Annotated in this window: 11 protein-coding genes; all 11 read left to right on the forward strand. The window is 57.2% G+C overall.

All coding sequences use genetic code 11. The features are described from left to right. Positions 1-16: 16 nt before the first annotated feature. The 11 genes from rpoZ (at position 17) to L2731_RS15720 (ending at position 11,834) form a co-directional block, all read left to right on the forward strand. Positions 17-298 carry a DNA-directed RNA polymerase subunit omega gene (rpoZ, locus tag L2731_RS15670; protein WP_011867293.1) on the forward strand — a complete coding sequence of 94 codons (282 nt, stop codon included), beginning with the start codon at positions 17-19 and terminating at the stop codon, positions 296-298. Between the two features lie 13 nt (positions 299-311). Next, on the forward strand, positions 312-2,417 hold the full coding sequence (spoT, locus tag L2731_RS15675) for a bifunctional GTP diphosphokinase/guanosine-3',5'-bis pyrophosphate 3'-pyrophosphohydrolase (RefSeq protein WP_239853350.1): 2,106 nt from the start codon (positions 312-314) through the stop codon (positions 2,415-2,417). A 34-nt stretch (positions 2,418-2,451) separates the two neighbouring features. Then, positions 2,452-2,835, forward strand: coding sequence for a RidA family protein (locus L2731_RS15680; protein ID WP_011867295.1), 384 nt, complete (start codon positions 2,452-2,454; stop codon positions 2,833-2,835). Between the two features lie 68 nt (positions 2,836-2,903). Then, complete coding sequence (gene trmH, locus L2731_RS15685; protein WP_239853352.1) at positions 2,904-3,608, forward strand: tRNA (guanosine(18)-2'-O)-methyltransferase TrmH; 705 nt, start codon at positions 2,904-2,906, stop codon at positions 3,606-3,608. A gap of 292 nt (positions 3,609-3,900) precedes the next feature. Beyond that, complete coding sequence (locus tag L2731_RS15690) at positions 3,901-5,556, forward strand: AMP-binding protein (protein WP_239853354.1); 1,656 nt, start codon at positions 3,901-3,903, stop codon at positions 5,554-5,556. A 163-nt stretch (positions 5,557-5,719) separates the two neighbouring features. After that, entirely contained in the window at positions 5,720-6,649 is a 930-nt protein-coding gene (locus tag L2731_RS15695) for a calcium/sodium antiporter (RefSeq protein WP_249254382.1), read from the forward strand. A 135-nt stretch (positions 6,650-6,784) separates the two neighbouring features. After that, a complete protein-coding gene (gene recG, locus L2731_RS15700) occupies positions 6,785-8,860 on the forward strand; it encodes an ATP-dependent DNA helicase RecG (RefSeq protein ID WP_249254391.1) in 2,076 nt (691 codons plus the stop codon). Between the two features lie 134 nt (positions 8,861-8,994). Further along, positions 8,995-9,867, forward strand: a complete 873-nt coding sequence (locus L2731_RS15705; protein ID WP_249254393.1) for a DUF3014 domain-containing protein — start codon at positions 8,995-8,997, stop codon at positions 9,865-9,867. A gap of 186 nt (positions 9,868-10,053) precedes the next feature. Further along, a complete protein-coding gene (locus L2731_RS15710) occupies positions 10,054-10,788 on the forward strand; it encodes a beta-ketoacyl synthase chain length factor (protein WP_249254395.1) in 735 nt (244 codons plus the stop codon). Next, positions 10,781-11,602 (forward strand): lysophospholipid acyltransferase family protein, encoded by an 822-nt coding sequence (locus L2731_RS15715; protein ID WP_249254398.1) that lies wholly within the window; start codon positions 10,781-10,783, stop codon positions 11,600-11,602. The genes L2731_RS15710 and L2731_RS15715 overlap by 8 nt, the downstream gene beginning before the upstream one ends. Then, complete coding sequence (locus L2731_RS15720; RefSeq protein ID WP_239853366.1) at positions 11,580-11,834, forward strand: phosphopantetheine-binding protein; 255 nt, start codon at positions 11,580-11,582, stop codon at positions 11,832-11,834. Before L2731_RS15715 ends, L2731_RS15720 begins: the two co-directional genes overlap by 23 nt. The last annotated feature ends 7 nt before the right edge of the window (positions 11,835-11,841 follow it).

Raw genomic sequence — 11,841 nt, forward strand, 5'->3', positions numbered from 1 at the left:
ACTGGAGTTTCAATACATGGCTCGCGTAACTGTAGAAGACGCCGTAAACCAAATCGGCAACCGTTTTGATATGATCCTGGTTGCAGCGCGTCGTGCTCGCCAAATCGCTGTGCAGGGCAAAGACCCTATGGTTGAAGAAGAGAACGACAAGCCAACGGTTATCGCCCTACGCGAAATCGAACTTGGCCTGGTTACCGCCGACACACTGGACGCCGATGAGCGTCAGACCGTCCGCGAACGTGAAGCAGCCGAGATTGCTGCCGTTGCCGCCATCGCCGAAGGCCGCAACACTATCTAAGGAGTGAAGCCACTTGTATCTGTTTGAAGGTCTCAAGGAGTCTGCGTCAAGTTACTTAGAAGCTACGCAGGTAGAATTACTCAAGCAGGCCTATCAGGTAGCGCGCGATGCTCATGAAGGGCAGATGCGCACGAGTGGCGAACCCTATATTACCCATCCGGTTGCGGTTGCCCGCATCCTGGCCGATATGCGTCTCGACCACGAGACGCTCATGGCCGCCCTGCTGCACGACACCATCGAAGATACCCCTGTCACCAAAGAAGAGCTCTCCGAGCTATTTGGTGAGTCTGTGGGCGAGCTGGTAGAGGGCGTCTCCAAGCTGGACAAGCTTAAGTTCAGAGACAAGAAAGAAGCCCAGGCGGAAAACTTCCGCAAGATGATGATGGCCATGACCCAGGATATCCGGGTGATCCTCATCAAGCTGGCCGACCGCACCCATAACATGCGCACCCTAGGCGCCCTGCGTCCCGACAAGCGTCGTCGCATCGCCCGGGAAACCCTGGAAATTTACGCCCCCATCGCCAACCGTCTGGGCATTCACAATATCAAGACTGAGCTGGAAGATCTGGGCTTTCAGGCCTATTACCCCATGCGCTACCGGGTGCTCAAAGAGGTGGTCAAGTCTGCCCGTGGCAACCGTAAAGAGCTGATCCAGAATATCGAAGGCGCCATCAAGACACGTCTCGAGGACACAGGTCTTCAGGGCACGGTCAAGGGCCGCGAGAAAAACCTCTACTCCATCTACAACAAGATGCGCAACAAGGAACTCCAGTTCCAAGAGGTAATGGATATCTACGCGTTTCGGGTGATCGTCGATTCCATCGACACCTGTTATCGCGTCATGGGCGCCATGCACGGCCTGTATAAGCCGCGCCCCGGCCGCTTCAAAGATTATATCGCTATCCCCAAGGCAAACGGCTATCAGTCGCTGCATACCTCACTATTTGGGCCTCACGGCGTGCCGGTAGAGATCCAGATACGTACCGAGGATATGGATCAGATGGCCGACAAGGGGGTCGCGGCGCACTGGCTCTACAAGGGGGCCGGTTCGGCCCAGCAAGGCACCACGACTCAGGTTCGTGCCCGTAAATGGATGCAAAGCCTGCTTGAGCTACAACAGAGCGCCAGCACCTCATTCGAATTCGTCGAGAACTTTAAGACAGAGCTGTTCCCGGAAGAGATCTATGTCTTCACCCCTGAGGGACGTATTCTCGAGCTGCCTGTGGGCGCCACCGCGGTGGACTTCGCCTACGAGGTTCATACCGACGTGGGCAACACCTGTGTGGGTGCAAGAGTCAACCGTCAGGCCTATCCGCTGAGCCAGCCGCTCATCTCAGGCCAGACCATAGAGATCATCACCGCTAAGGGCGCGCGGCCCAATGCCGCCTGGCTCAACTTTGTGGTGACGGGTAAGGCACGCGCCAAGATCCGCCAGCTGCTCAAGAGCCTCAAAGAAGATGATGCCGTACTGCTAGGCAAGCGTCTGCTCAATCACGCCCTGGGCGACATCAAGCTCAAGGATATCCCTCAGGAGCAGATCGATAAGGTGGTGAGCGAGACCAAACACGCCACCCTAGATTCCCTGCTGGCCGACATTGGCCTTGGCAACGCCATGAGCATAGTGATCGCCCAGCGTCTCAAGGGCGATCGCGTCGAGCAGCACGAACATAAAGAATCCAACATGATGCCGATCCGCGGCGCCGAAGGCATGCTGGTCTCCTTCGCCAACTGTTGTCGCCCCATCCCGGGTGATGCGGTAATCGCCCATGTGAGCCCGGGTAAGGGCCTGGTGGTGCACATGGAAAGCTGCGCCAACATCCGCGGTTATCAGGGCGAACCAGACAAGTATATTCCTGTGCACTGGGACAACGCCGAGGGCGTCGAGTTCCAGGCTAACCTGCGCATCGAGATCGTCAACCATCAGGGCGCACTGGCCAAGATCACCTCTATCGTGGCCGCCGAGGGCTCGAATATCCATAACCTGAGCACAGAAGAGCGTGACGGCCGGGTATTCTTGATTAACTTACGGATCTCGGTCACCGACCGAGTCCACTTAGCCAACGTGATGCGCCGTATCAGGGTACTGCCGGAAGTGCTGCGCACCTCGCGTAATCGTTAGTTCCACCACTATTAACCTAAGTAGAGAGAGCGTTATGGCAGAGAAGATTATCATTGCAACCGACAAGGCCCCGCAGGCGATCGGCACCTATTCTCAAGCTGTTAAAGTGGGCAGCACAGTCTATCTGTCTGGCCAGATCCCGCTGAATCCTGAGACCATGCAGATGGTCAGCGACGAGTTTGAAGCCCAGGTGGTGCAGGTGTTCGACAACCTGACAGCCGTATGTGAAGCCGCCGGTGGTAGCCTGAAGGATATCGTTAAGCTGAACATCTTCATGACAGATCTGGCTAACTTCGCCACGGTCAATGAGATCATGGGTCGCTACTTCGAGCAGCCATACCCTGCCCGCGCCGCCATCGGCGTTAAGCAGCTGCCGAAAGACTCTCTGGTTGAGATGGATGGCGTGATGGAGCTGTAAGCTCTAAGTTGACACCAAAGGGCGCTGCGGCGCCCTTTGTTCTTGATAAACATTACAAACGAAACATCATGAGTCCAGAACGCTTCAAACGCATCAACCAGATGCTAGACAACCGCCAGACCGATCTCACCCTGTGTTTGGACAAGGTACACAAGACCAACAATATCGCCGCGGTGATCCGCACCGCCGACGCCGTCGGCATACATCAAATCCACGCCGTCTGGCCCGATATCGAGATGCGCGTTTCAGGCAATACCGCATCGGGTAGCCAGCAGTGGGTCAAGACCATCAAGCACTACCATATGGATGAGGCCGCGGCCCAGTTCAAGGCGGCGGGCATGCAGATTTTGGCCACCAACTTCTCAGAAAATGCGGTCGATTTTCGCGACATCGACTACACCAAGCCGACTGTGGTGATCATGGGTAACGAACGCGACGGCGTCAGCGAGGAAGGCCTGGCCATCGCCGATAAACAGATCATCATCCCCATGATAGGCATGGTGCAGTCCCTCAATGTGTCTGTGGCCTCTGCCCTGGTGATGTATGAAGCACAGCGTCAACGCGCCGAGGCCGGCATGTATGGCCAGCGCACCCTAGACGACGCCTACTGCCAAACCATGCTGTTCGAGCAGGGCCACCCAGTGTACGCCAAGGCCTGTCGGCGCAAGAAGATCCCCTATCCCGCCATCGACGACCAGGGGCAGATCGTCGCCGACGAGACCTGGTGGCAGCGAATGCGCGCCCCGGATCCCGACGCCGAATCAGAAACCTAAGCTCGCTACGCGAGATAAGCCAAAAATCGGCCTCCTGCGACACAGTTCCTGCACTCACCTAACAGACCACGCCTCCTAAGACTATGACAATTGGCCTTTTATTCCGGTAAAACAATTGTCATAGATCACATTCTTCGCCATACTCAAAGACGCGCATAAAAAGTGGCCAGGCGCTCTCATCACAGACAACAGGCCCACTCAATAATGGGGGTTGTTGAGTCTCGCACCGGCACAGGTCGGGCGAACCAAGTTGCGTCTCCTTTAACACTAAGAATAACTATGGAATGGCAAGATGGACTCACTATTCAAATCACCGGTCGACATGTTGCAACACTGGGTCGAGCGATATGGCGATAACACCTACCTGAAACAGCCCATAAACGGCCAGTATGTCAATTTTAGCTGGCGTGAAGTGCAGCAGAAGATGCTACAGATCGCCGGCGCACTGCGCCATCTCGGCCTGGAGCCGGGCGACAAGGTCGCGGTTTTATCAAAGAACTGCGCCGAATGGTTTATTACCGATCTTGCCCTGATGCACGGCGGCTATATCAGCGTGCCCATCTACCCAACGGCCAATGCCGACACCATACGCTACGTGCTGGAACACAGCGAATCCAAGGCGATCTTCATCGGCAAGCTGGACTACTGGGCCGATCAGGAAGCCGGGGTTGGCGGCGACATACTGCGCCTCGCCATGCCTTACGACACCATGCCGGCACAATACCAATGGGACACCCTGCTGAAACTGGGTCACCCATTGACCGACGCCGAGGCACCTACGCCCGAGCAGATCATGACCATCATCTACACCTCGGGATCGACCGGCAAGCCTAAGGGGGCAATTCAGACCTTCGCCAGCTATGAGTGGACCTGCCGCGCCGTGGTGCGTGACCTCAAGACAGATGTGGAAGACAGGCTGCTCTCCTATCTGCCATTGGCTCACATCACCGAGCGTGTCGCCATCGAGGGCTCCTCTTATTACTCCGGCAGCAGCGTCGCCTTCGTCGAGAGCCTCGACAGCTTCGTCGCCGACGTGCAGCGAGCCAGACCGACCGTCTTCTTCTCTGTGCCCCGCCTGTGGAGCCTGTTCCAGAAGAATATTATCGACAAGATTGGCTACACTAAGCTCAACTTCCTTCTCAAGGTGCCCATTCTCAACAGCATAGTGAAGAAGAAAATTCATGAAGGACTGGGTCTGCAACACTGTCATCTGCTCGGTTCTGGCTCGGCGCCTATTCCGCCTTCGCTGATTACCTGGTATCACAAGATTGGCCTGAATATCTGTGAGGCCTGGGGCATGACGGAAAACAGCGCCTACTCCATCATCAATCACCCCTTCGATGCCAGCAAGATAGGCACAGTCGGGCGCGCCGTTGAGGGCTGTAGCGTCAAGCAGGGCGACAATGGCGAGTTGATGGTCAAGAGCCCAGGGCTAATGAGCGGCTACTACAAGCAGCCGGAAGTCACTCAGGCCAGCTTCGACGAAGATGGCTATTTTCATACCGGCGATCTCTGCTCAATCGACGCCGATGGCTGCGTCACCATCACGGGCCGGGTCAAAGACAACTTCAAGACCGCCAAGGGCAAGTATGTCGCCCCCGTGCCAATCGAGCGCAAGCTGGCCCAGGATCCTCATGTGGAGCTGATCTGCATCATAGGCTCTGGCCTGCCTCACCCTGTTGCCCTGGTGCAGCTCTCCGAGGGCGCCGCCCTGCAACCCAAGGAGGAGGTTCGCGCCTCACTCAAGGCGACCCTGGACAGCATCAACCCTAACCTGGAGTCCCACGAGACGGTCGACGCCATCATAGTGGTGAGCGAGCCCTGGGATGTAGATAACGACGTGTTGACGCCGACCCTGAAGATTAAACGCCACGTGCTGGAGCAGAGATTCAGCGCCAAGGTCGACGGTCAACGCGGCGGCGTGGTTCGCTGGGAAGATGAGCTCTAGGCTCTGTCGATATCTCGCTAACAGAAAACACGCCATCTGGCGTGTTTTTTATTTTCTCGCCCACAGCGGAGTGAATAAAGTTTAATCGGCAAAAGCAAAATAGGTGTTGCCTAAAACTGTGCAAGCTCTATGCTTGGCGCCCCACTACTATTGAGAGTCAATCATGTTCACCCCGCTAGCCCTTATCGCTGGTCTGCTCATTCTTATTCTTGGCGCCGAATCCCTGGTGCGCGGCGCCAGCGCCCTCGCCCTCAGGCTCGGTGTCACCCCGCTGATCATCGGCCTCACCATAGTCGCCTTCGGCACCAGCGCCCCCGAGCTGGCGGTCAGCCTCAAATCTGCACTGGCCGGCAATTCTGGTATAGCGCTGGGCAATGTGGTCGGCTCCAACATCGCCAACATAGGCCTGATCCTCGGCCTGACCGCTCTGGTGCGTCCCATCGGCGTGCAATCCATGATGGTTAAGCGCGACATCCCTTTGATGCTCTTCGCCAGCCTGCTCTTCTGGGGGCTGATCAGCGATGGCAGCCTAAGCCAGCTCGACGGCGCCCTGCTCTGCTCCATGCTGCTCGCCTATCTGGGCATGAACTACCTGTTCGATAAGCAGCAAGCCGACACTGAGACGATGGAGCTTAAGCCCCTCGCTCCGTTACTGGCCGTGGTGCTACTGCTGCTGGGGATCGCCATGTTGGTCGGCGGCGGCATACTCTTTGTCGACGGCGCCGTGGCGCTTGCCAGACAGCTGGGCATGAGTGAGCTACTCATCGGCCTGACCATCATTGCCATAGGCACCAGCATGCCAGAGCTTATCACCTCTCTGGTGGCGGCCAGACGTGGCGAGAGTGACATCGCCATCGGCAACCTGGTGGGCTCAAACCTGTTTAATATCTTAGGAATATTGGGGATCACCGCGGTCATTCATCCCATCACGGCCAGCGTGCCCAAGCTGGACATGCTGGTGATGGTGTCACTGGCTCTCTTGCTGCTTCCCCTGGCGTGGAGCGGCCTGCGTATCGGCCGACGCGAGGGCGCCTTGCTGCTAGTCTGCTACCTCGTCTACCTGGGTTACCTGATCCTCACCTCGGGTGGCTAGTCAAATAACGCCCAGCTACCGCAAAACATGCGACAAGATTGCGTTCATGCCGAACTCTGATAGTATATGTATATATTTACAGTGATTGGCTAGATTACTGGTTAAATAAAACAGTAAATCAAATGGGTACAAAGCGTGGATAGACTCGATCTCATGGCGGTGACAGAGTTAAAGGGCGTTGCCGCCAAGATGGCGCAGCGGCTGGAAAAGCTCGGCATCAACACAGTCCAGGATCTGCTGTTTCACCTGCCGCTGCGCTACGAAGATCGTACCCAGATATATCCTATCGCCTCCCTCTATCCAGGTAGCTATGGCACGATAGAAGGCATCATACAGTCGACCCAGATCGTTCAGGGACGCAAGCGCATGCTCACCTGTACTGTGCGCGACGACTCGGGCACCATAACCCTGCGCTTCTTCAACTTCTCCGCCGCCATGCGTAACGGCCTCGAAGAGGGCGAGCGCATTCGGGCCTATGGCGAGGTGCGCCGGGGCAAGCTTCACCGGGAGATCATCCACCCGGAATACAAGATGCTCCACGGCGAGAGCGACTTCAGCCTCAGCGAGACCCTGACGCCTATCTACCCGACCACGGAGGGGCTCAAGCAGGCCAGCTGGATCCGTTTGACGGATCAGGCTCTGGCCCTGCTGGCCCATGGTGCCCTGACCGAACTGCTACCACCTCAGCTGAGGCCTAATCAGCTCTCATTGGTCGACGCGCTGCAGCTGCTACACAGACCCCCAAGCGATGTCAGCCCCTTTGCCTTGGAGCAGGGGACACATCCGGCGCAGCAAAGGCTGATCCAGGAGGAGCTGCTGGCCCACAACCTGAGCATGTTACAGCTCAGGGCCCGCAGCAATCATGATAAGGCCATCGCGATGCAGCCCACTGGGCAATTGCTCAACCCCTTCCTCGCCTTCTTACCCTTCAAGCCCACGGGCGCCCAGCAGCGGGTGGTTGCCGATATCACCCAAGATCTCGGCAAGTCACACCCCATGATGCGCCTAGTACAGGGCGATGTGGGCTCGGGCAAGACACTGGTGGCGGCGCTGGCGGCGCTGCAGGCGATAGAGAGCGGCTATCAGGTCGCCATGATGGCGCCCACCGAATTGCTCGCTGAGCAGCATGCCAACAACTTCGCCGCCTGGTTTGAGCCCCTCGGCCTAACGGTCGGCTGGCTGGCGGGTAAGCTCAAGGGCAAGGCGCGGGCGCAGTCGCTGGCACAGATTAAGAGCGGCGAGGCCCATATCGTCATCGGCACCCACGCCATCTTTCAGGAGCAGGTGGAGTTCAACCGTCTGGCGCTGATCATCATAGATGAGCAGCACAGGTTCGGGGTGCATCAACGCCTGGGCCTGCGAGAGAAAGGGATCAGCCAGGGCTTCCACCCTCACCAGCTGATCATGACGGCAACCCCTATCCCCCGCACTCTGGCGATGACCGCCTATGCGGATCTCGATACCTCCATCATCGACGAGCTGCCGCCGGGGCGCACGCCGGTGACCACGGTCGCCATCTCAGACAATCGCCGCGGTGAGATAATCGATCGCGTGCGCCAGGCCGCCCTGCAAGATGGGCGTCAGGCCTATTGGGTCTGCACCCTAATCGAAGAATCCGAGGCGCTCGAATGCCAGGCCGCCGAAGACACGGCCGAGGAGCTTAAGCAACTACTGCCCGAGCTATCCATTGGCTTGGTGCATGGCCGCATGAAACCCGCCGAGAAGCAGGCGATCATGGACGCCTTCAAGGCCGGCTGCATACAGCTACTGGTGGCCACCACAGTGATCGAGGTGGGGGTCGATGTGCCCAACGCCAGCCTGATGATCATCGAAAACCCCGAGCGTCTGGGGCTGGCACAGCTGCATCAGTTGCGCGGACGCGTCGGGCGCGGCGCCGTGGCCAGCCACTGCGTGCTGCTCTACAAGGCGCCACTTTCCCACACCGCCACCCAGCGCCTGGGTGTGCTCAGAGACAGCAACGACGGCTTCGTGATCGCCCAGAAAGATCTCGAGATCCGCGGTCCGGGCGAGGTCTTAGGCACCAAGCAGACGGGCATCGCCGACATGAAGATTGCCGATCTGGTCAGGGATCAGGCCCTCATTCCCCACATCCAGAAATTGGCGCAGCATGTGATGCAAGAGGCGCCGGAAAACGTTGACGCCATAGTGCTGCGTTGGTTAGGGGAGCGCCAGCAATACGTGCAGGCTTAACTCATAACGACTGCTAACAATTAAATATTTTTTATTTCACCGACCGCCCCTAGACAAGCCCGGTGAATTTTGCAGAATGGAAAGAGGCCTCTGTGGTCACAGGGCTCACTCCAGCCACAATTCAAGGAAATCTCATGCAAGTCAGTCAAGAAGATAGAATTGCCCCACAGGAATCGCGCAGCGGGATCAATGCGCTCAGCATTGCCGTGGTCGTCATATTGCTGCTGCTCGCCGGTGGCGCCTACTACTTCCTCGGTGGCGACGAGCCCGCACCCGAGCCAGAGATGCCCGCCCCTGTGACCCTGCCGGAACCCGAGCCAGAGCAGCCCTTACAGACGGATGCGGCGCTGCCAGAACCCGAAAACCTGGCGCCCGAGCCTGAAGCTCAGGTTGAAGAGGCACCAATCGAGACGGTGGAGGCCCTGCCTACACTGGCCGAGAGCGATCAATTTGTCCACGACAAGACGGTCGACGTCGCCAACGGCATGAAGATTGAGCCGCTGCTGGTCGAGAAAGATATCGTCAGGCACTTCGTGGTGTTCGTCGACAACCTGGCCCAAGGCGAGCTGGCCCGCAAGGTGAGCCCACTCAAGGCGCCTAACAGCAAGTTTACCGTCTCCGAGGTGACAGATAAGACCTACCTCAATCCCGACAGCTACCATAGGTATGATCTCTATGCGAACTTTGTCGATAACCTGGACGAGGAACAGCTTTTCAGCACCTATAAAAAGGTGAAGCCTCTGCTAGGCGAAGCCTTCGCCGAGTTAGGTTATCCCGACATGAATTTCGATGACCGCATGATAGAGGCGATCGACGTCATGTTATCCGCCCCGGTTATCGACGCACCGATTGAGCTGGACAGCGTCAGCGTAAACTATAAATTTGTCGACCCTAAGCTCGAGAGCCTGCCCAATGCCCAGAAGCTGATGATCCGCATGGGACCGGAAAACAGCAAGAAGGTCAAAGCCGCCCTGCGTAAGCTCAAGAAGCAGCTCAAACAGTCTTAAGCCCAAGATCGCCCGCCTCATGGCGGGCGACTTCCTCCTCTATCTTTTCAGTAATCACTAACAGAACAATCACATATTTATGTCACCCGTCAAAGGGTGTACAATAGTCGCCCCACAAATCTCTCTTGTGGCTCAGTTTCTGGTTATGGAAAACATCAGCAAAGCGCTGTATTTAGAGGCAAAGTAGTGCGGTTACACTTTCACATTCATTCTGCGGGCGCCTGGTCTCCCCTATACCAGCAGCTGCGGGATTGGCAGACATGGCCAACGCCGCCGACGAATGCCGAGCAGCTCGCTCAGGCCGCCCCGGCACTCAAGCAAGTGCCCGCCATGCAAAGGCGACGCTTTAGTAAGCTCACTAAGATGCTGCTGGATGTCGCCTTTCAATGCGAAGTGCCGCCCCAAAGCCGTACCATCTTTGCCTCCCGCCATGGCGAACTTAACCGCACAGTGGATCTGCTGCAGGACATAGTGCGCCAGCAGCCCATTTCGCCCATCGGCTTTAGCCAGTCGGTGCATAACACCGCCAGCGGCATCTTCAGCATACTGACTGACAACCGCGCGCCCTCTACATCGATAGCAGCCGGTGAATTCACTCTCTCTCAGGCGCTTATCGAGGCCTATGGCCTGCTGGCAGAAGATAACGCGCCGCTGCTGTTGGTCTTCGGCGACGAGCCCGTCTCGGACATCTACAAAGAATTTACCAAGGAGCCAGAGCTGCCAATCGCCCTGGCCCTGCAGCTGTCGCTCGCCAAGGAAGCGCCTACTGGCATGCAACTGCTCATAGAGACCAGCCCTTCGACCAGCGAATTAGCCGAGGCACCAGCCATAGGCTTTGGCCAGCTTATCCACGCCATCGCCGCCAAGCAGCCGCTCGAAGGCCGTCTCAACCGCTATCTGCTGCGGATCTGTCATGACTAGCCAGGTGGTTGCCAAGCGCCTGACCGGCATCGCCTATATTCCTCGCTGGCTGGGTGGGGTGAGCTGTTATATCGCCTTCGGACTAGGCGGCCTGCTAAGCTCGCTGACCATATTGCCCCTGCTGAGGTTCTGGCCAGGCACCAGAGAGGTTCGTATCGCCCGCGTACAGCGCGCGGTGCACCTGATGTTTCGCGGCTTCGTGCATATGCTCACCTGGGCCGGAGTGATTCGGGTCACCACCCAACATCTTGAAAGACTGGCAAGCGCCCAGGGCAAGGTGATTATCGCCAACCACCCGACGCTGGTCGACGTGGTGGTCTTGATCAGCCTGATGCCTAATGTCGGCTGTATCGTCAAACAAGGCTTGTGGCGCAACCCCTTTCTGCGCGGCGTGGTATCGGCGGCCGGTTATATTCCCAATCGCGGCGCCGATCTCCTGCTCAATGATTGCAGCGAGGTACTGTCGCAGGGCACCAATATGATCATCTTCCCCGAGGGCACCCGTACCCTCAAGGGCGAGATAGTCAACGAATTTGCCCGGGGCGCGGCCAATATCGCCCTGCGCACCGATACCGATCTAATCCCCGTGGTATTAAGAACCAATGCCGTCGGCCTGACCAAGCAGGAACCCTGGTATGAGATACCTCGCCAAACCATAGGCATGAATGTCGAAGTAGGCGAAACTATCGAACATATCAGGTATCATGCTCAAACGGGTGGAGACGCCAAGATGGCCCGTCAGTTGACGCGGGAACTCGAAGAATATTATAAACAACAACTTGATAAAAATTATGAGCTTACAAAACGAAATTAAACAACTCATCATAGATTGCCTGGATCTCGAAGACGTCAGTATCGAAGATATCGATACCGATGCGCCGCTATTTGGCGACGGTCTTGGGCTTGACTCTATCGATGCCCTAGAGCTGGGACTGGCCATCAAGAAGCAGTTCGACGTCAAGATCGAAGCGAACTCTGAAGCCACCAAGGCCCACTTCTACAGCGTTGCCAGCCTGGCAAGCTTCATCGAATCTCAGCGTGGTTAGGAGGCAG

It is taken from the genome of Shewanella aquimarina (assembly GCF_023349185.1).
GTDB classification, from domain to species: domain Bacteria; phylum Pseudomonadota; class Gammaproteobacteria; order Enterobacterales; family Shewanellaceae; genus Shewanella; species Shewanella aquimarina.

Excerpts from the sequence above, each read along its gene's own strand:
- rpoZ (WP_011867293.1), top strand. The coding sequence starts at position 17 with ATGGCTCGCGTAACTGTAGAAGACGCCGTAAACCAAATCGGCAACCGT.
- L2731_RS15680 (WP_011867295.1), top strand. The coding sequence starts at position 2,452 with ATGGCAGAGAAGATTATCATTGCAACCGACAAGGCCCCGCAGGCGATC.
- trmH (WP_239853352.1), top strand. The coding sequence starts at position 2,904 with ATGAGTCCAGAACGCTTCAAACGCATCAACCAGATGCTAGACAACCGC.
- L2731_RS15690 (WP_239853354.1), top strand. The coding sequence starts at position 3,901 with ATGGACTCACTATTCAAATCACCGGTCGACATGTTGCAACACTGGGTC.
- L2731_RS15695 (WP_249254382.1), top strand. The coding sequence starts at position 5,720 with ATGTTCACCCCGCTAGCCCTTATCGCTGGTCTGCTCATTCTTATTCTT.
- L2731_RS15705 (WP_249254393.1), top strand. The coding sequence starts at position 8,995 with ATGCAAGTCAGTCAAGAAGATAGAATTGCCCCACAGGAATCGCGCAGC.
- L2731_RS15715 (WP_249254398.1), top strand. The coding sequence starts at position 10,781 with ATGACTAGCCAGGTGGTTGCCAAGCGCCTGACCGGCATCGCCTATATT.
- L2731_RS15720 (WP_239853366.1), top strand. The coding sequence starts at position 11,580 with ATGAGCTTACAAAACGAAATTAAACAACTCATCATAGATTGCCTGGAT.